Source organism: uncultured Slackia sp., from assembly GCF_959608125.1.
GTDB lineage: Bacteria > Actinomycetota > Coriobacteriia > Coriobacteriales > Eggerthellaceae > Slackia.
The window spans coordinates 24,513-43,297 of the sequence record NZ_CAUHPG010000019.1; the positions used below are offsets into that span (position 1 = coordinate 24,513).

Here is an 18,785-nt window from a genome sequence, read left to right on the forward strand (position 1 = left end):
GGCCTTCTTCGCTAGTCGTCTTTTTCTTCGTTGCCGCCGCCGCTGCCGTTGCCGGAATTTCCGTTGCCCTGGCCGTTATCGCTTGGGTTCGATGCGGGGCCGCTCGACACCGTGATGGTGATCGTGTCGCCCTTCTTGGCCTGACCGCTCGTGGGGGACTGCTTGATGACGGTTCCCTTGGGCTGGTCGCTCGACGCCTCGATGACGTTGTATCTCAGGTCGAGGTTGGCGATGGTGCTTTGCGCATCGGAGGAGGTCATTCCGACGACGCTGGGGATGTCGATCGCCTTGCTGGCAGGGTCTTCGCCCTTGGATACCGTGATGGTGACCGTTTCGCCCTTGGCGAGCTTGCCGCCGTTGGGGTTCTGGCTCATGACCTGTCCCTCGGCGTACTTGTCGCTGTATTCGCCGGTGGACACGTTGACAGTGAAGCCCGCCTTCTCCAGCGTGCTCTTGGCGCTGGCCTGATCGCTGCCCACGACGTTGGGAACTTCGATGTCTTCGGGGCCGGTAGAGATCCAGTACTTCACCGTGGTGCCCTTGTCGGCTTGCGTTCCCGCATCGGGGCTCTGCTTGCAGACCGTATCCTTGTCGGCATCGGACGCTTCGTTGCCCGCATATTGCGGCGTGTAGCCGGCATCCTTGAGCGACTTCTCCGCCTGTTCGGCCGTCATGCCCTTCAGGTCGGGAATCGAGCCGTTCTCGACGCCCTTCGAAATGACCAGGTTCACCTTCTGCCCCTTTTCGAGCGCCGTGTTGGCGCCGGGGTCCTGGCCGCAGACGCGTCCTGCGACGGTGTCGGCGTTGAATTCCTCCGTGACGTCGCCGACCACATAGCCCGCCGCCTCGATGGCCTTGACGGCCGATTCTTTCGTTTGGCCCATGACGTCGGGAACCTTGGCTTCGCCGCCTCCGCCGACCAGCGCCATGGCGATCGCCGCAATGGCGATGATGCCCGCGATCAGGCCGACCACGATGCCGATAGTCTTCTTGTTCGACTTCTTCTTCGAATCGTCGTCCATGCGGAAAGACGTCGCCTGCATGGGGCCGGAGTTCGACGGATTGACGACCGGCATGACGGCCGTGCCGCCCGGTTCGCCGATGGTCATCGGAGGAACGCCGCCCATGACGGCGGTGGGAGCCGAAGACATGGCGCCTGCGACGCCCGTGACCGGGCGACCCATGAGGAAGTCGTCGAGCGCATGCTTCATCTCGCGTGCGGTCTGGAAGCGGTTGTAGGAATTTTTCTCCATGGCCTTCATGATGATGGCCTCGAGGTCGGGGCTGATGTCGGGCTTGACTTGGCTCGGCGGCAGCGGCGCCTCGTTGACCTGGCGCATGGCCACGCTGACGGCGTCGGGGCCGTCGAAGGGAAGCTGGCCGGTGGCCGCCTCGTAGAGCACGCAGCCGAGCGAGTAGATGTCGCTTCCGCCGTCGAGCTCTTTGCCCTGGGCCTGCTCGGGAGAAATGTAGTGGGCGGTGCCCAGCACGCTGGAGGTCTTCGCCTTCACGCTGTTTTTCGCGCGGGCGATGCCGAAGTCCATGACCTTCACGTTGCCGTCGGGCTGCACCATGATGTTTTGCGGCTTGATGTCGCGGTGCATGATGTCCTGGCCGTGGGCGACGGAAAGCGCCTGGCAGACCTGGCTGCCGATTTCGGCGACCTTGCGCTGGTTGATGGCGCCGCGTTGTTGGATGGCGCTTTTGAGGTCGGTTCCGCGCACGTATTCCATGACGATGAAGTACGTGCCCTCATCCTGGCCCCAGTCGTAGACGTTCACGATGTAGGGGCTCTGCAGGTTGGCCGCCGAAGCCGCTTCCTGCTTGAAGCGGGCGGTGAATTCGGAGTCGGCGGCGTATTGGGGCAGCATGACCTTCACGGCTACGGTGCGGCCGAGAACCTGGTCTTGCGCCTTGTACACCTCGGCCATGCCGCCGATGCCTATGCGTTCGGTGATTTTGTACCGTCCGTTGAACACCCGTCCTATCACGATGCTCTCCCTCTATATCAGTCTCTCGTTGCTTCGTATTCGTTACAGCTGCGCGTGAAGCGTCGAACGATCGGTTAAACCGTCATCGTACCTCACCTACAGCAGACCTTGCACCTCGAGCGCGGTCTGAATCACGCTTTTTGCACGTGCGCTCGCCGCACCCGACTCGTCGGAACCGTGGACGCCCTCCTCGATCAATACGGCTACCACGACGCGGGGGTTGTCCGCCGGCGCGAAGCCCACGAACCAGCTGTCGTTGTATTCCTTATTGGTCTCGGCGGTGCCCGTCTTGCCTGCCACGTCGACCCCCTTGATCGACGCGTCGCGGCCGGTGCCGTTCTGTACGACGCCGAGCATCATGTCGGTGATGCTTTCGGCGGTCTGCTTGCTCATGACGGTGCCGTAGGCCTTCGGCGAGGCGGTGAAGCTGCGCTCGCCCTTGGCATTGTAGATGCCCTCAACGAAATGCGGGGTTTCCAGCACGCCGTCGTTGGCGATGGCCGATGCCACCATGGCCATCTGCATGACGGTGGCCTGCGGACCCGCGGGGCTTTCATGCTGGCCGACAGGCTGTCCGCATGCCGCCCACGCCGTTTCCCACGTGGTCATTTCGGCAGGGTCCGGCATCAGGCTGGTGTAGAGCGGCAGGTCGAGGCCATCGACCGTCTGGTTGAAGCCGAACTTGTCGGCCGTCTCGACCAGCAGATCGGCGCCGACCTTGTCGGCCCCGAGCGCGCCGAACGCGGTGTTGGAAGAGACTTCCGTCGCGCGTTTGAGCGTGATGGTTCCGTATCCCACGTCATTGGCGTTGGTCACCTTCGCATTGCCGATTTCGGCAAACGCGGGCGCTTCGACCTGCGTGTTTTCAGTGGCCAGTCCGTTTTCGATCAGTGCAGTCAGCGTGACCAGCTTGAACGTGGATCCAGGGGCGTACAGGGCGTTGGTCGCGCGGTTGATGAGCGCTCCGCCCGAAGCGTCGTTTCCAGCCGCCGCGTTTTCGAGCAATGCATCGACGTCGGCGTTGGAATAGGTGGGCGAGCTTGCGCTTGCGAGCACCGCGCCCGTTTCGGGGTCGATCGCCACCACGGCGCCTTTGTAGCCTTCAAGCACCTGTTCGGCCGTGCGCTGGATCTTGGAGTTCAGCGTGAGCGTCACGTCGTTGCCGGGCGTGTTGACGCCGGCGAGGAAGCTCACCACGTCGGACCAGCTTGCGAAGTTCTCCTGGCCCTTCAGGGTGTCGTTCATGGACTGCTCGATGCCGGACAGGCCGTATTGCTCCGAGTAGTATCCCACCACGTGGCTGGCAAGGCTTCCCTGCGGATACGTGCGCTCGTAGGTGCCGTTTTCCTGTTCGATGCTTTCGGCTAGCACCACGCCGTCGTAGGTGCTGATCGAGCCGCGTTCGGTGCGCGATTCCTTATACAGCGTGTGGTTGTTGCCGGGGTAGCTCTGATATTCGTCCGCCATGAACACCATGATATAGGTAAGGTTGGCCACGAGCAGCGCGAACAGCAGTGCGAATGCCACCATGGCGGATGTGAGGCGTCGGCCCAGGGCGACGCGACCCAATACGCCGGTATCGCCCGCGCCTCGCTGGGAGCCGTGGGCGCCGATGGCGCGCATGCGCATGGTGCCGTCTTTGACCTCGGAGTTGATGCCGGTTCCTTCGTCGCCGCAGCGCAGCAGCAGGCCGATGCCGATGAAGCTGGCCAGAAGCGACGATCCGCCTTGGCTGATGAAGGGCAGGGTGAGGCCGGTCAACGGGATAAGGCGCGTGACGCCGCCCACGATGATGAAGGCCTGCAGCACGATGGTCACGGTGACGCCGACGGCGACGAACGAGCTCACGTCGCTCTTCGCGCGTGCAGCCGTGGCGAAGCCGCGGATGGCCAGGCACAGGAACAAAAGCAATACGCCGGCGCCGCCGAGCAGGCCGGTCTCTTCGGCGATGGCGGCGAAGATGAAGTCGGATTCGACGACCGGGATGTTTTCGGCCAGGCCGTTGCCTACGCCGACGCCGAGCATGCCGCCGTCGGCCAGCGAGTAGATCGACTGGCAGAGCTGGTAGCCGGTGTTCATGGCGTCGGAGAACGGGTCGAGCCAGGTGTTCACGCGAATCTGGATATGGCCGAAGGCGGCGTACAGGATGACGCAGCCCAAAGCGGCCAGCCCGAACCCGACGACAAGGAACATCTTCTTGCCGCTGGCCACGTAGAGCATGGTCAGGAACAGCACGAAGCAGACCAGCGCGCTGCCGAGGTCTTTTTCGAATACGGCGATGGCGAAGGAGATGCCCCACATGATGAGCAGCGGGCCGATCGTCGCGACGTCGGGCAGATAGAACCTGCCTACGCGCACGGTGAACACCGAGAGCATCTCACGGTTCTGTGCCAGATACGACGCAAGGAAAATGACGATGCAGACCTTTGCGATTTCGCCCGGCTGGAAGCTGAACGAGCCGACTTTGATCCAAATGCGGCTGCCCAGCACCTCTTGGCCGATGCCGGGAAGCATGGGCATGAGCAGCAGCACGATGCCTACGATCATGAAGGTGTATTTGTATTGGGCCAGCTTATCGAGGTTTCTCACCACGGCCAGCACGACCACCATGAGGGCTATTCCGAGGAAAAGCCACATGACCTGGCGCATTGCCAGATCGGGAGCGAGCCGTGTGACGAACGCGATGCCTATGCCCGATAGGGCGAATACCACTGGAAGGATGGCGGGGTCGGCGTTTTTCGCCAGGAGCCTCACGCCGACGTGGGCGACGACGAAGGCGCCGAAAAGACCCACGGGAACGGCGAGCGTTTCGAGGGTCAGTCGGGTGCCTTCGTTGACGAGGACCATGGAGAACAGCAGCACCACGAACGGGGCCGCCAGGCAGAGCAGCAGAAGCTCGGTATTGCGGCGCGTCATGCTGCATCACCCGCCTCGGCGTCGGAATCGGCGGCGCCGTCGCTTTCGCCGGCATCTGCCGAGCTCGTGTTCGAAGCGTCGGACGAGTCCGTCTTGCCGTCTGTGAGCTTCTCGCTCGCAGGAGCCGTGTCCTTCTTGTATTCCTCGATCTGCTCCTTCCAGGTTTCGACGAGCGCGTCTGCGTCCTCGACGGAATCGACGCGAATGCCTTCGGCGAGCCTGTCGCGCACATTGGCCGGCAAGCCTTCCAGATCGTCGGCCGAAAGCCCTGTGTCATGGTCGAATCGCGAGAATGTGAATCCGGCTACTTCGCCGGGCATGCCGCGATAGACCGCGACGACGCCGTCTTTTTCTGCGAGGAATGCGGCGTGGTCGAGGTAGGCCGCCGATCCGGCGATGCCGCCGACCAGCACGAGCACGAAGGCGATGGCGGCCAGGACGGCCCCCAGACGGCCCTTGCGCGCCTGTTTTTTGATGATGGCCTCCGCGTTGGAGGGCACGTCCACCACGACGGCGGTCACGTTGTCGTAGCCGCCTGCGGTGATGGCCTCGTTGACGAGCGCGGCCGCGCATCGCTGCGGGTCTTTCACGCGTTCGAGCGTGCTTTCGAGCAGCGAATCGTCCACCATGCCCGACAGGCCGTCGGAGCACAGCAGCAGACGGTCGCCCGGGGCGACGTTCATTTCGTAGATGTCGGGCAGCGTGGAAGGGTCGCTTCCCAGGGCGCGCGTGATCACGCTGCGCTGCGGATGCACGCGCGCTTCTTCCACAGTGATCTGGCCGCTTTCGATCAGGTCGGCCATGAGCGAATGGTCGCGCGTGATGCGCTGCAGGCCGCCTTCGTGCAGAAGGTAGGCGCGCGAGTCGCCCACCTGGGCAACCACGAGGCGTTTGCCCGAAAGCATGGCGCAGGTCATGGTGGTTCCCATGCCCTTGCGGCCGATGCCTTCGGCCGCCGCGCGGATCACGGCGTGGTTCGCCGCCACCACGGCGCGTGCCAGATCGTCGCCGTCGGGCGTCTCGGGCGCATTGGCGACGAGCGTTTGAATGGCGATTTCGCTGGCCACTTCGCCTGCGGCGTGGCCGCCCATGCCGTCGGCCACCGCATACAGCGGCGGATTGACGGCGAGGCTGTCTTCGTTGTGGTCGCGTACCAGACCGACGTCGGTACGCGAGCCGTATGAGGGCATGGCTCCTTTGGCGTGACGGCCGCGCGCGCCATTGCGCTTCGCGGCGGCCACTACTCGAACCTCACGCGAATGGCCACGTCGCCGACGTTGACCACGTCGTTGCTTTTGAGCACGGTGGGCTCGGTGATGCGGCGTCCGTTGACGGCGGTTCCGTTGGTGGAGCCGAGGTCTTCGACGAATAGATTGGCGCCCATGAGGCTGAAGCGAGCATGGCGGGCGGACACGTATCCTGCTCCGATGACGATGTCGGCGCCGGGAGCGCGGCCCACGATGACGGGGCCACGGACGGCCATCTTCACGCCGCGCAGCTCTTTGGGTCCGCGCTCGACCGACAGGCCCCAGCTTTTCTCTTTTTTACGCTGGCCTTTGACCAGTCCGATTCCCGTTTTCATGATCGCGAAGAGGAACAGGTACAAAAGCGCCACGAAGACAAGGCGTCCGACAAGCAGGATGACGTCTATCACGCGAAGCTCCTATCGCATCGAGAACACGAACTCGGTCATGCCGAGGGTGATGCGGTCGCCGTCGGCCAGGCCGCGCCTGGTGACGGGCATGCCGTTGACGAAGGTCCCGTTGGTGGAACCGAGGTCGGTGATCACCCAGACGCCCTGCGGCTCGAAGGCCAGCTGGGCGTGCTGACGGCTGACGTTGAGGTCGTTGAGCACGATGTCGTTGCCGGTTTCGCGGCCGACGAGGATGCGATTGGTCGCCAGGTCGTAGGACCTGTTGGAATTGGCATCGATCAGGCGGGCGCGCACGGCCGCTCCGTTGGGGACGGGGTTGGCTTGCGCGGCTCCTGCGGTGAACGCCACGGTATGGGCGGGGGCGCCGTATGCCGGAGCGCCCTGCGGCTGCATGCCCATCGGAGCGGCGCCTGGGTAGGGCTGCTGCATGGGCTGGCCGGCATAGGGTTGCGGTGCGTAGCCTGCGGCATAGGGGTTGTATGCCTGCGCCTGCGGATTGTAGCCCTGCGGGAACGCGGGATTCGGCAGCGGCTGGCCCTCGAAGCCCTGGGGCGCGTACATGCCCGCGGCTTCGACGCCGGCTTCGGCGGCAGGCGACGTCTGGCGCGCATGCTCGGGAAGATGCTGGGGCCGAGCGTCGCTTTCGGGCGCATCGGCCTGAGCCGCCTCGGCGGCCTCTTCGCTTTCGTCCTGCGGGGCCTTGTCGCGGTAGTCTTCGAAGTTCTTGCTGTCGAAGGTGTACTCGCCGTAGTCGATCGAGTAGTCGATTTCGTTTTCGGGAACGTAGGGCAGCGGCGGCTTGGCGGCAGGCTTTTCCTGCACGTCGGGGAAGGCGCCTGCGTTGGGGGCGCCGAAAATCTGCTGGCCGTAATCGCCCTGGGGCGCCGCGCCGTATGCGTTGCCGGGCATCGGGGGCTGCGGGCGGTATTGCGGAGCCTGCTGGGGCTGCTGCGTACGCGCCATCGCGGGGTCGTTGTATGCGGCCGCCTGGGGAGCGGGCGCGCCGACGGCGCCGCCCATGCCGTAGCGCTGCATTTCCTCGGCACGCAGCTGCGCCACGATCGGCGCGCTTACGACTTCGGCGATGACGTCGAACTTGCCGTGCTTGAGGCCGTCGTCGACGATGAAGCGCACGAGCGGATGGCCGTCCATGGACAGGCCTTCTCCCGCTGCGCTCGAGGCGAGGCGGGTCTCGCATTCACCGGCCAGCGTGGGATAGAATCCGAACAGGCGCTGGTCGTCGTCGGGATTGACGAGGACGGTGTAGAGCGTGGGGGCGAATTGCTTGCCTGCGCTGACCACCTTTTCGCGGCGCATCTGCTTTTCGGCTTTTTTCATAATCTGAACGGGGGAGATGGGCGATTTCTGCATCTTGCCGGCGCCACCTTCGAAGGTGTCTTCCATCTTGCCCTCGAACTTAGAGAAAAATCCCATAGTCGACTCAAGCCTTTCTGCGTTTACGATCCGTGAGCTCAAGGTATATATAATAAGCTTTCCGCGCGAATGAAAGGCTTGATGGCGTGCAAAATCTCATCTTGAACAGATATCGTCCGCTCGACGTTGCGGGCAAGGGCGGATACGGCACCGTGCGGGTCGCGTGGGACACGCGCATCCAGCGTCGCGTGGCCATCAAATGCCTGCGTTTGGATACCTACGGCACGGCTTCGTCGCCCTCGACTCCGCGCGATATACCGGGCCTCGAGGAGGCGCGCACGGCGGCCATGCTCTCCGATTCCCATATCGTCGGCGTCTTCGATTTCGAAATCGAAGGGCCGATGGCCTATCTGATCATGGAGTACATGGACGGGATCACGCTGACCGAGCTCATGCGTATGGCGAACGGGCCCTTGCCGCTCGATATCCTGACCTGCGTGTTCGAATCGGTTGCGCATGCGATCGAGGTTGCGCACGACAATCAAGTGCTTCATTTGGACATCAAGCCCGATAACGTGTTGATCAACCGGCAGGGCCAGGTGAAGGTGGCCGATTTCGGCCTGGCCCAGCTCTCGCATGAAGCGGGCTTCGGCAAGGCCGCGGGCGGCACCATCGGATACATGCCGCTCGAGCAGATGAGGCTCGAGGCTCCCGACGTGCGCACCGACGAATGGGCTCTTGCAGCCCTTACCTACCAGATGCTCACGGGCGATAACCCGTTTCTGGCGCATGATCTGGACGGTGCCGCACGCGCTATCGAAGAGGCCGAAATCGTCATTCCCTCGCTCGCCCGCGGCGATGTGGGAGAAGAGGTGGACGAGGCCGTGTTCGGCGCGTTGGCGATCGATCGCGAGGACCGCTTCGCGTCGGTCACGCTGTTCGCGGACGCCATGATGCCGCATTTGGGCGACGCCCGCCGCGGAGCACGGCAGCTGGCCGCAGTGGTGGGCGACGCTTGTGCCGACGAGGAAGAAGAGGCCGAAGATGCTACCGAGGCCATGCCGTCCGTCGCGCGCGTTCGCGCGGGGCTGGCCGAGCGTTTGCGCGGGGGAGCCGGCGAGGCGGTGGGCGGCATCTGGTCGGCGATCGCCTGCGGCGTATCGGCCTATGCGGGCTTGTCGCAGATCGACATGTCGTCGCTGTTCCCTGGCTCGACGGATGTCGGCGTGTGGGTCACGTCGATCGCCGTCGGGGTGATCGGCGCGGCGTTCCCGCGTGTCGGCGCGCCGCTTTCGCTCGTCGCGCTGGCAGCGGGTATGGCGGCGGGCGGCGCATATGTCGCCGCCGCCTTGTTCGCGGCCGCGGCCGCGGCCTGGTTTGCTGTATGCGGCCGCCTGAGCAAGGCGGCAGCGATAGCGGGCTCGTCGGTCGCTGCGCTTTCTTTGGCGGGAGCGCTTTCCGTGCTCCCTTTGATCGCGGGCCTTTGCCTGCGCGTTCGCGACGCGCTCGCCACGACGCTTTTCGGCATCGCGTCGGCGTTCGCGTTGACGTATTGCGGCATGGGGGCGTTCACGGGCGGCGGTTTGTTCGTGGGCGGAGCGTTCGCGGGAGGGTCGTTGCAGGCGGTCGTCGGGCAGCTGCTCGACCCGTCCGTATGGACCATCGCGCTTTCCTGGCTGGCTGCGGCGGCGGCAGGCGCCTTGCTCTGCTCGCGCGGCGGCAGGCTTTCAGCGGCCGCCGGCATGGCCGTTGCGGCGGGAATCCTGATATTCGGCCTGATGGCGCGAGCATTCCTTGAAAGCGGCCTTGTTTCGTGGATGCCCGACCCTTCGGATGTCGCGGTGGCGGCGGTCGCCGGCGTCGTCGCCGTGGCGCTTGCCGGCTGGCTCGGCGCCCCTGCGCGTCCCGTCGTCCGTTCGCGCCGGACATCGGTTCGCCGTACGCGTCCCGCGCCTTACGAGGACGATTCTCGCGCGTTCGATGCCGCGCCTGATTCGACGGACGTCATGCCGTCGGCATACGACGACGATCGGCGTTTTCGGTAGTTTTTCGAGCGTGCGCCCCATTTCGTGCGAGGATGGGGCCGATACGCAGGCGGCCGGCGCACCCGGCCTTTTTCTTGAAAGGATGGACGCGTGGTTGACGAAAATCTCCAGGCCGAAGGCGGCGCCGAGTCGCGTCGCGTCATAGACGATGCCGAGCTCAAGCGCATGATGAAGGCGTCTAAAGGCTCGTTTTTCCAGCGCAACGCATACCAGGCGGTGACGCTTCTGTTGATCGCGATCAACGTGGCCGTCTACGCCGTCGAGGCGTTTTCATCGGGCCTGCATTTCGATATCTCGTCGCGCGTGTTGGTGGACATGGGGGCCATGTATCCGCCGCTCATCCAGTCGGCGGGCGATTTGTACCGCTTCATCACGCCGATGTTTCTGCATCTCGACCTAATGCATCTGGCCTTCAACATGGTGGCGCTTTATAGCGTCGGCGCCCTGCTCGAGCAGGTGCTCGGCAAGGCCAACTTCATCGCGCTGTATTTCATCGGCGGTATCACCGGCAACGTGGTCTCGTATCTGGCGGGCATCTATCTCGAGGGCGGCATGGCCATCTCGGCCGGTGCGTCGACCAGCGTGTTCGGCCTGTTCGTAGCGACGGCGCTCCTAGGCGTGCTGCATCGCGAGGGAAGGACGTTTTTCGCGGAATACAGCAAGGGCATGTGGGGCGTTATCGCGGCGAACGTGGCGTATTCGTTCCTCGTGCCGGGCATTTCCATCAGCGGCCATCTGGGCGGCGCCCTCGGCGGCGCGATCGCGATGTTCATGCTTCCCGAATACGGTCTGAAGGTTCCCAACCCGGTGCGCGTCGTGGTGGCTATCGCCTGGGTCGCGTTCCTGGGGTGGGTGCTGGTGAGCCAGGGCCTCGTGGGCTAGGTGAGCACCGTCTCATCCGTACGAAGAAGGGCGTTCGGCTTCGGTCGGGCGCCCTTCGCGCGTTTGCGCATCAGCAGCCGAACAGGGCCGCCGCTTTCTTCATGCGTTCGGCGATATCTACGTCGAAGGGGCAGCGCGGTTCGCAAGCCTGGCAGGCGATGCAGTTTTGCGCCGTGGCTTCGAGCGCTTCGTAGTGAGCGCGCACCGATGCGGGAACTTCGGGCTGCATGACGGCCAGGTCGTAGAATTTATTGACCAGCGCGATGTCGATGCTCGCGGCGCACGGGGCGCAGTGGCCGCAGTAGGTGCACTGCCCGAAAGGCGAGCTCAGCGAGGCGTTTTCGAGCGTGGCCGCGTAGTCGCGCTGCGCGGCGTCGGCCTTCTCGTAGGCCAAGGCGTCGTCGACATGGGCCACGGTTTCGGCGCCGACCATGATGCTCGCCACGGCAGGCCTGGTCAGGGCGTAATGGATGCATTGCACGGGCGTCAGCGCCACGCCGAAAGGCGAGGTTTCCGCCGCAAGCAGGCGGCCGCCTGCGTATCCCTTCATCACTGTGAGCCCGACGTCTTCGCGCTCACATAGCGCGTAGAGCTCGGCGCGCTCGGGTTCGATGTTCTCGAGCCGTCCGCCGGAAAACGCCAGCAGCGCATCCAGGCTGCTCGAGGCGGGCATCATATCGAAGGCGGGATTCACGCTGAACATGATGGCCTCGATGCTGCCCGACGTGGCGGCTGCCCGTGCCACGACGGGACTGTGGGTCGAAAGTCCGATATGCCCGATCGTTCCCGATGCCTGCAGCTCCTTCGCATAGGTCATGAAATCGCCCTGCATGATTCCGTCGAATTCGGCAAGGCTGTCGACGTAGTGAATCATGCCGAGTTCGACATGGTCGGTGCCGAGCCGCTCGAGCAGGTCTTCGAACGCGGGCTTGACGCGGTCCATGTCGCGCGTACGGACGTATTGTCCGTTCTGCCAGGTAGAGCCGATGTGGCCCTGGATGATCCATCGGTCGCGCTCGCTCGCAATGGCGGCGCCTAGATTGCTGCGCACTTCGGGTTCGGGCATCCAGCAGTCCAAGACATTCACGCCGGCTTGCGAGAAGCGCCGCGTGACGGCAGCCACCTCCTCGGGCGTCTTGCGCTCCATCCATTCGGCGCCGAAGCCGATTTCGCTGACCATGAGTTCGGTTTTTCCGAGGCGACGATAATTCATGCGGCTCTCCTTGGTCGCGCCGTGCGGTATGTACGGCACGGCTGCCTGCAGGTCGAAGCATACTCCGCGCGTCAGGCCTATGCCAGACGGCATTCATGAATAGCCGCAGAGCGGCGTCTGCCAGGTGCTCTTTTCTTATAGCGTCGTCGCATCATGCGAGACTTCATGCGAAAGGTACGACCAGAATGCTTTCGCTGCTTCGGAGAGCGGTGCGCCCCTTCTTTTGACTGCATAGGTGCCGAACCATGCTTCGTGTCCGATGTCGACGGGCCTGAGCACATGAGCCTCTTTGTCCGTCTTTTTGATCGAGGGCGGGAAACCGAAGTAACACGCTTTCTGCCTTTCGGCCTGTTCGACGAGCAAGGGTATGTCCGATGTAGTGAAAAGGATGTGCGGAGCGATTCCTGAAGCACTGCATTGCTCGATGAAAAAACGGTGCAGGTGGTTTCGTTTTCCCGTAGTGATGAACGGCTGCTTGTCGAGGCTTTTCAAGGGCAGAATATCTTCATTCGCCAAAGGGCTTTCCTTGGGCACGTAGAGATATATCCCCGTCTTTACCACTAAGAGCGTATCGAAATCTTGCAGATAGCAGGGGGCCGACCCGACGATGGCCACGTCGGCCTCTCCTTCATCGGCCATGTCGAGCGCAGTTTCCGTGGTCACCTCTTCGAGCGACAGAAGGATATCGGGGTTTGCCCGCTGGAATCGCGCGATGGCGTGATGCGGCAGCGAGAGCATGGCGCCATGCGCGACCGCGACCGAGAGCGACTGCTGCTCTTGGCTTTTTTCTGGCTTGAAAACCGTGAAGCAAACTCTTCGAAAGACGAAACCACCGGTGCAGCGGCCCTTACGAATGCCTCGCCCGTGTTCGTGGTCGTCAGTCGTCCTCCTGCTCCCTGGAAAAGAGATTGCCCTATTTCGGATTCGAGATTCTTGATGGCTTTGCTTAGGCCCTGGCGCGAAACGAATAAGGCGTCTGCGGCTTTGGTATAGCTTCCGCGCCTAGCCACTTCTACGACGTATTCGAGTTGCCGTATCTCCATGATGCCCCTCCTTGCAGCATGTTTACGGTGTAACGGTTTTATAGCGCAGAGAACGTGGTGCGGCAATGGGGCGGGAGGACGGCCTGCCGAGCGCAACGGATTGCTGCGCTCCGGGCAACGGGAAGCTGCTCGTCAAGGGCGCTTGCCGCTTCTATGATTCGAGGAAACGGGGCGGCTTCGGATGCCCCTGCATGAAAAGTTCCAAGGAGGGTTTGCAATGAAGGGAATGGAAAATACTGCGAATAAGGGGTTTTCGCGTCGTGATTTTCTGAAGTTCGGAGCTGTTGGCGCAGCAGGCGCTGCTGCGGCAGCAGGACTTGCGGGCTGCTCTTCTCCCAAGTCTGCTCAGGATTCCGGCGCCGCTTCCGGCGGGTCGACTGGAGGCGCCGTCGATCCCGGCGATGCTGTTTTGAAGCTCACCGATTCCATGCCTAAATGGTCGTTCATGGTGCCTCCCGAGCCTATTCCGGATGATGAAATCGTCGAAACCGTCGAGAACGACATCATCGTGGTCGGTGGCGGTATGTCTGGGTTCACGACGGCTGTTTCTGCCGCTGAAAACGGGGCGAAGGTCACGTTGTTCTCGGCCGCGAGTGCTCCTATTTCGCGCGGCGGATCGAATTACGCGCGCAATTCCAAGGTCATGGAAGAACTGGGAATCGAGCCGTTCGATCCTGTTCCGTTTTATTACCATGAGATGCGCGCGGCTTCGTTTGCTATCGACCAGCGCAAATGGATGAAGGGGTACAATCATTCAGAAGAGGCTATGAACTGGATGATCGACATCGCGCGCGAGGCGGGTCTCGAAGTGATCATGGAGCGTGATAACACGTTCGATATGGGCCCCAATTACGCGCATGCGTTTTCCACCGAAGGCGATTCGACCATGGTCTCCACTGGCCAGCAGGGTGCGGTGGAAGCGCTTGAGGCCAAGGCGAAGGAGTACGGCGTCGAGATCATTTACGATACCAAGGCGGAGCAGCTTATTCGCGAAGAGGGCGCGCAAGGTCGCGTGACGGGTGTCGTGGCTTCGAAAATGAACGGCGATGGCTATGTGAAGTTCGTGGCTCGCAAGGCGGTCGTTTTGGCGACGGGAGACTTCTCTAACGATAAGGAGATGCTTGCGGCCTACTGCCCGCAGGTGCTGCCTCTTGTCGGTTACGAGCAAGGCGAAATCGATTACAACACAAGCTTCAATTTGACTGGAATCTATGGAGGCGATGGTCAGAAAATGGGCCTATGGGCGGGTGCTGCCTGGCAGCATGCCTATCCCGCAGCTCCCATGATGCAAGGGGCATGGGGCGGTAGCCATGAGCCGTGCGGTTTCCATATGGGACTGAACGTCAACGACAATACCGAGCGCTATCAGCGCGAGGACATTTCGTCGCCGTATAGCTCCAATCACCTGCTCTCTCAGCCCAATAACGAGGCATGGGGTATTTGGACGGCCAATTATCCGCAGGCGATCCTGGATAAAGGACATGAGTGGTACACCTTTGGAATGGACTACACGCTTCCTTCGCTGACTCCCGAAGAGCTTGTCTCCATGTGGGATGCGGGCGTTGAAGACGGCTCGTACTATAAGGCCGATACGCTCGATGACCTCGCATCTCAGCTGGGACTCGATGCTGATAAGCTGAAAGCCGTCGTCGCTCGCTATAACGAGCTGTGCGACAAGGGCGTCGACGAAGATTTCTATAAGAACCCCGATTTCATGGTGCGCATCGATGAGGCCGGTCCGTTCTATGCGGCACGCAATTACGCGATGTTCATGACTGTTATGGGCGGTTTGCGCACGAGCGTCGATATGGAAGTGTGCGACGAGAACGACAAGCCTATTCCCGGCCTGTTCAACGTCGGTGCCATGGTCGGCGATATGTACGCCAACACCTACAACTTCGCCATTCCGGGCAACAGCTACGGTATCAACTGCCTGACGTTCGGATACCTGCTTGGCCGCGATCTTGCGCAAGGCAAGTTCGACGCGTAAAAGATTCGATCCCTAGAGCCGTCCGGTGCTGCCGCTGCATGCGGCGGCACCGCATTGACGGCTGTGCGCGATGACGAGATTCCCCTCCCGAAGACGGCTGTCGGACGGGTGCGACCTGGGTCGTTCCGTTCGACAGCCGTTTTTCGGCGCCTCCCATAGCCCGTTCGGGTTACGCGCCCTGACGTAAATGGGGCGGGAGCGGCGTTCGTTTTACCTGAACAATGTTCGAAATACTATAGTTGGTCGGGCGCTGCCGAAATGGCGCGGCGCACCTGTTCGAAGGGAAAGCGACCATGCTCGGAATACTATTGATGAACACCGGAACGCCCGACGCCCCGACGCCCGAGGCGATCCGTCCGTACTTGAAGGAATTCCTTTCGGACCGCAATGTGGTCGATCTGCCCGCTTTTCTGTGGCAACCCATTCTGAACCTGTTCATTCTGCCGAACCGCCCGAAGAGGACGGCGTCGCGGTATCGTGCGTTCTGGACGTCCGAGGGAAGCCCGTTCATCCTGGATTCCTATAAGCAATGCTTCGCCGTCGAATCTCGCGTCAGTGCGATCGCGGGAGAACCCGTGGCCGTGCGTCTCGGCATGCGATACGGCAATCCATCGATCGGCGACGGGATTCGCGAGCTGGTCGAAGCGGGGGCCGATGCCATCGTCGGCCTGCCTCTCTATCCCCAGAAGACGCGCGCATGCGCGGGAACATGCCGCGAGGAATTCGACAGGCGGATGGCCGATGTTGCGCCGGCGGGAATGCGCTCGGCATTCGTCGAAGAGTACTGGGATGAGCCCGGCTACATAGCGGCTCTTGCCGGTTCGGTGCGTCGTTCGTGGGCTCGCACTCCTGGTTCGAAGCTCATAGTGTCGTTTCATTCGGTTCCTGTATCGTTCGCGCGGCATGGGGACACCTATGTGCAGGCGACGAAGGAGACGGCTCGTATGTTGGGCGAAGCGCTCGGGATGTCGCCGATGGACGTGCTGACGACGTATCAGTCGCGTTTCGACAGCCGCAAATGGCAGGGGCCGATGCTGGTGCCCGAACTCGAGCGCCTTGCGGGCGAAGGGGTGCGCGACGTGGCCGTGGTGTGTCCTGGTTTTTCGGTTGATTGCATCGAAACCTCGTACGAAGTGGCAATCGAGGCCGCCCAGGCGTATCGCGATGCGGCGCAAGCCGCAGGGCTCGACGGCGCACGCTTTACCTATGTGCCTGCGCTCGGCGCCGACGACGCGTGCATGGATGCGATAGCCGCCCTGGCCGTTCGGACAGGGCGGGCGATTTAGCCTCGATATTCCTATGTCCGGCCTCTTCGGTCTGCGTCGGGACACCGCAAGGCTTTCGACGCTTTCGTCCCCCGGTTTTTCTTCGGTCGGCATTTCTTCCCAGTCGCTTGACTTGGAGTTCGCTTAAAGTGATTCAATGCGATGCTCGAGGCGGCGGGCGGTCCGTTCGCGCTTCGAGGTCTTTTCGAACGGTTTTGCGGAAGGTGTGCCATGAAAATCGCCGAGGTGAGCAAACGTTACGACATATCGGCCGATACGTTGCGGTACTACGAACGCGTCGGCTTGCTGCGTCACGTGCCGCGCAATGCGTCGGGCGTTCGCGATTACAACGAAACGAACTGCAGGACGGTCGAATTCCTCAAATGCATGCGTTCTGCGGGCGTGTCGATCGAGGCGTTGATCGAATACATGGGTCTTTTCGACGAGGGCGAGCATACGGCCGCCGCTCGCAAGACCCTGCTCGAGGAGCAGCGTGACTTGGTGCGCGGCCGCATTGCCGATCTGCAGCAGGGACTCGATCGCCTGGACTACAAGATCGCCCACTATGAAAGCGTCATACTCGAAGCCGAAAAGGGGATGCGCGCATGATGGCCGTCGATGCGCTGCACGCAGCAAGCGTGCAAAAGGGTCGTATTCGAGAAGCCGTCGAAGGCGCCGATTCGAACTGGCGCGATGCGGTGCGCCTGCTCGATCCGTCGAAGCGTTACGGCCTGGCGTTTTCGGGCGGGTGCGATTCGTCGTTCTTGCTGACGGCCCTTGTTCGCGAGGGTTTCGACGTGAAGGCGTATATGGTCATGACGGCGTTCCAGGCGTCGTTCGAGCTTGCCGACGCCCGGCGCGTGGCGCGAGAGGCATCGGTTGATTTCGAGGTCATCGAAGCCGACATTCTTTCGGAAGATGCCGTTTGCTCCAATCCCGACGATCGCTGCTACCACTGTAAGAGGTTTATTTTTTCGACGGTTCTCGAGGCCATGGCCCGCGACGGCCGCGATATCTTGCTCGACGGCACCAATGCCTCCGACGATCCCGCTCGTCGTCCCGGGTTTCGCGCGTTGGCCGAATTGGGCGTGGTCTCGCCGTTGCGCGAGGCGGGGTTCACGAAAGACCGGGTAAGGGCGGCGTCGAGGGACATAGGGGTTTCGACGGCCGACAAGCCGAGCTTTTCGTGTTTCGCCACGAAAGTTCCTGCAGGCGTCCGTTTGACCAGGGCGGCGCTCGATGAGGCGGCGCGTTCGGCGGGTCTGGCGTAAGGGGTGGCAATGGAGAAAAAAGAACTCGAGGCGTTGTTCGAGGCGGTTGCGGCAGGAAAGGTCGATGCGGCGGAGGCGGCGGCGCGCGTTCAGACCGAGCCGTTTCTCGATTTGGGATATGCGAAGCCCGACATGCAGCGCGGCCTGCGTCAAGGCGTGTCGGAGGTGGTTTACGGCGCCGGGAAGACGGCCGACCAGATCGCAGGGATCATCGCCGCATTGCGTTCGGCGGGCCAGGGCCGCGTGATGGCCACGCGGGTGGACGCTGCCAAGGCCGGGCGCGTCGAATCGCTGCTCGGCGCGCAAGATCGCGCGCAATTCGCATATCGCGATGAGGCGCGCATGGTTGTCGTGGGCGGCGTGCCCGAACCGGACGGCAATGGATACGTCGTCGTGGCGGCGGCGGGAACGAGCGACCTGCCCGTGGCCGAAGAGGCCGCTCTTACGGCCGAAATGCTGGGCAGTCGCGTGATGCGCCTCTACGACGTGGGCGTGGCGGGCATCCATCGGCTTTTGGCCCATGCCGATGACATTGCTCGCGCCCAGGCCGTGGTTGCGGTGGCCGGAATGGAAGGCGCGTTGCCGAGCGTTATCGGCGGCATGGCGTCGTGCCCGGTGATAGCGGTACCGACCAGCGTGGGCTACGGCGCATCGTTCGGCGGGGTCACCGCGCTTTTGGCGATGCTCAATTCGTGCGCGAGCGGCGTTTCGGTGGTCAACATCGACAACGGCTTCGGCGGCGGGTACCAGGCGGCGCTTATCGATCATGCGCGCATCCGCGCATAGGCGCGGCGGCGGGGAAGGAAGAAACGGAGGTCTGTTCGTGGGAACTATGCTGTATCTGGAGTGCGCGGCGGGAATAAGCGGCGATATGACGGTGGCTGCGCTGCTCGACCTGGGGGCGCGCGAAGAGGTGCTGAATAGGGCGCTGGCGAGCCTGCCCGTGGAAGGATTTTCCACGCGTGTGTCGCGCGTGAAGAAGGCGGGTCTGGATGCATGCGATTTTGCAGTGTTGTTGGACGATGCCCATGAGAATCGCGATCACGATATGGAATACCTGCACGGCGCATGCGACGATTTCCACGACCACGACCACGACCACGACCACGACCACGACCACGACCACGACCACGACCACGAC

The 18,785-nt window shown here is 62.7% G+C and carries 16 protein-coding genes; 8 read left to right on the top strand and 8 right to left on the bottom strand.

Features of this window, described 5'->3' with window-relative positions:
- Window positions 1-11 precede the first annotated feature (11 nt).
- The 5 genes from pknB to Q6E04_RS06900 form a co-directional block, all read right to left on the bottom strand.
- A complete protein-coding gene (gene pknB / locus Q6E04_RS06880) occupies window positions 12-1,991 on the bottom strand; it encodes a Stk1 family PASTA domain-containing Ser/Thr kinase (protein WP_303250052.1) in 1,980 nt (659 codons plus the stop codon).
- Between the two features lie 96 nt (window positions 1,992-2,087).
- Window positions 2,088-4,907 carry an FtsW/RodA/SpoVE family cell cycle protein gene (locus Q6E04_RS06885; RefSeq protein WP_303250053.1) on the bottom strand — a complete coding sequence of 940 codons (2,820 nt, stop codon included), beginning with the start codon at window positions 4,905-4,907 and terminating at the stop codon, window positions 2,088-2,090.
- The gene (locus Q6E04_RS06890) at window positions 4,904-6,097 is read right to left on the bottom strand and encodes a Stp1/IreP family PP2C-type Ser/Thr phosphatase (RefSeq protein WP_303250054.1); all 1,194 of its coding nucleotides are present in this window, start codon (window positions 6,095-6,097) and stop codon (window positions 4,904-4,906) included. Before Q6E04_RS06890 ends, Q6E04_RS06885 begins: the two co-directional genes overlap by 4 nt.
- A gap of 50 nt (window positions 6,098-6,147) precedes the next feature.
- On the bottom strand, window positions 6,148-6,561 hold the full coding sequence (locus tag Q6E04_RS06895) for an FHA domain-containing protein (RefSeq protein WP_123198452.1): 414 nt from the start codon (window positions 6,559-6,561) through the stop codon (window positions 6,148-6,150).
- 9 nt (window positions 6,562-6,570) lie between these two features.
- On the bottom strand, window positions 6,571-7,995 hold the full coding sequence (locus Q6E04_RS06900) for an FhaA domain-containing protein (protein ID WP_303250055.1): 1,425 nt from the start codon (window positions 7,993-7,995) through the stop codon (window positions 6,571-6,573).
- An 86-nt stretch (window positions 7,996-8,081) separates the two neighbouring features.
- Here Q6E04_RS06900 and Q6E04_RS06905 point away from each other — a divergent pair, with 86 nt between their 5' ends.
- Together Q6E04_RS06905 and Q6E04_RS06910 are read left to right on the top strand one after the other, a co-directional pair.
- Window positions 8,082-9,980 (top strand): serine/threonine-protein kinase, encoded by a 1,899-nt coding sequence (locus Q6E04_RS06905; protein ID WP_303250056.1) that lies wholly within the window; start codon window positions 8,082-8,084, stop codon window positions 9,978-9,980.
- Between the two features lie 90 nt (window positions 9,981-10,070).
- Window positions 10,071-10,862, top strand: a complete 792-nt coding sequence (locus Q6E04_RS06910; RefSeq protein WP_303250057.1) for a rhomboid family intramembrane serine protease — start codon at window positions 10,071-10,073, stop codon at window positions 10,860-10,862.
- 70 nt (window positions 10,863-10,932) lie between these two features.
- Here Q6E04_RS06910 and Q6E04_RS06915 read toward each other — a convergent pair whose 3' ends face one another.
- The 3 genes from Q6E04_RS06915 to Q6E04_RS06925 all read right to left on the bottom strand — a co-directional run bounded on the left by Q6E04_RS06915 (window position 10,933) and on the right by Q6E04_RS06925 (window position 13,118).
- A complete protein-coding gene (locus Q6E04_RS06915) occupies window positions 10,933-12,075 on the bottom strand; it encodes an aldo/keto reductase (RefSeq protein WP_303250058.1) in 1,143 nt (380 codons plus the stop codon).
- A gap of 135 nt (window positions 12,076-12,210) precedes the next feature.
- Window positions 12,211-12,813 carry a LysR family transcriptional regulator substrate-binding protein gene (locus tag Q6E04_RS06920; protein WP_303250059.1) on the bottom strand — a complete coding sequence of 201 codons (603 nt, stop codon included), beginning with the start codon at window positions 12,811-12,813 and terminating at the stop codon, window positions 12,211-12,213.
- Window positions 12,735-13,118, bottom strand: coding sequence for a LysR family transcriptional regulator (locus tag Q6E04_RS06925; protein ID WP_303250060.1), 384 nt, complete (start codon window positions 13,116-13,118; stop codon window positions 12,735-12,737). The genes Q6E04_RS06920 and Q6E04_RS06925 overlap by 79 nt, the downstream gene beginning before the upstream one ends.
- Before the next feature lie 217 nt (window positions 13,119-13,335).
- On the opposite strand from Q6E04_RS06925, the gene Q6E04_RS06930 reads away from it, so the two are divergent.
- The 6 genes from Q6E04_RS06930 to larC all read left to right on the top strand — a co-directional run.
- A complete protein-coding gene (locus Q6E04_RS06930; protein WP_303250061.1) occupies window positions 13,336-15,108 on the top strand; it encodes an FAD-dependent oxidoreductase in 1,773 nt (590 codons plus the stop codon).
- A 293-nt stretch (window positions 15,109-15,401) separates the two neighbouring features.
- Entirely contained in the window at window positions 15,402-16,394 is a 993-nt protein-coding gene (hemH, locus tag Q6E04_RS06935; RefSeq protein WP_303250062.1) for a ferrochelatase, read from the top strand.
- Window positions 16,395-16,604: 210 nt separating this feature from the next.
- On the top strand, window positions 16,605-16,982 hold the full coding sequence (locus Q6E04_RS06940) for a MerR family transcriptional regulator (RefSeq protein WP_303250063.1): 378 nt from the start codon (window positions 16,605-16,607) through the stop codon (window positions 16,980-16,982).
- Entirely contained in the window at window positions 16,979-17,644 is a 666-nt protein-coding gene (locus tag Q6E04_RS06945; RefSeq protein ID WP_303250064.1) for an ExsB family transcriptional regulator, read from the top strand. The genes Q6E04_RS06940 and Q6E04_RS06945 overlap by 4 nt, the downstream gene beginning before the upstream one ends.
- Before the next feature lie 9 nt (window positions 17,645-17,653).
- Window positions 17,654-18,430 carry a nickel pincer cofactor biosynthesis protein LarB gene (gene larB / locus Q6E04_RS06950; protein WP_303250065.1) on the top strand — a complete coding sequence of 259 codons (777 nt, stop codon included), beginning with the start codon at window positions 17,654-17,656 and terminating at the stop codon, window positions 18,428-18,430.
- Window positions 18,431-18,476: 46 nt separating this feature from the next.
- The coding region (gene larC, locus Q6E04_RS06955; RefSeq protein WP_303250066.1) for a nickel insertion protein at window positions 18,477-18,785 on the top strand (309 nt) is incomplete at its 3' end.

Coding starts and splice junctions, on each gene's coding strand:
- Q6E04_RS06885 (WP_303250053.1), bottom strand. CDS start 4,907: ATGACGCGCCGCAATACCGAGCTTCTGCTGCTCTGCCTGGCGGCCCCG.
- Q6E04_RS06890 (WP_303250054.1), bottom strand. CDS start 6,097: ATGCCCTCATACGGCTCGCGTACCGACGTCGGTCTGGTACGCGACCAC.
- Q6E04_RS06900 (WP_303250055.1), bottom strand. CDS start 7,995: ATGGGATTTTTCTCTAAGTTCGAGGGCAAGATGGAAGACACCTTCGAA.
- Q6E04_RS06915 (WP_303250058.1), bottom strand. CDS start 12,075: ATGAATTATCGTCGCCTCGGAAAAACCGAACTCATGGTCAGCGAAATC.
- Q6E04_RS06920 (WP_303250059.1), bottom strand. CDS start 12,813: ATGCTCTCGCTGCCGCATCACGCCATCGCGCGATTCCAGCGGGCAAAC.
- Q6E04_RS06925 (WP_303250060.1), bottom strand. CDS start 13,118: ATGGAGATACGGCAACTCGAATACGTCGTAGAAGTGGCTAGGCGCGGA.
- Q6E04_RS06930 (WP_303250061.1), top strand. CDS start 13,336: ATGAAGGGAATGGAAAATACTGCGAATAAGGGGTTTTCGCGTCGTGAT.
- hemH (WP_303250062.1), top strand. CDS start 15,402: ATGCTCGGAATACTATTGATGAACACCGGAACGCCCGACGCCCCGACG.
- Q6E04_RS06940 (WP_303250063.1), top strand. CDS start 16,605: ATGAAAATCGCCGAGGTGAGCAAACGTTACGACATATCGGCCGATACG.
- Q6E04_RS06945 (WP_303250064.1), top strand. CDS start 16,979: ATGATGGCCGTCGATGCGCTGCACGCAGCAAGCGTGCAAAAGGGTCGT.
- larB (WP_303250065.1), top strand. CDS start 17,654: ATGGAGAAAAAAGAACTCGAGGCGTTGTTCGAGGCGGTTGCGGCAGGA.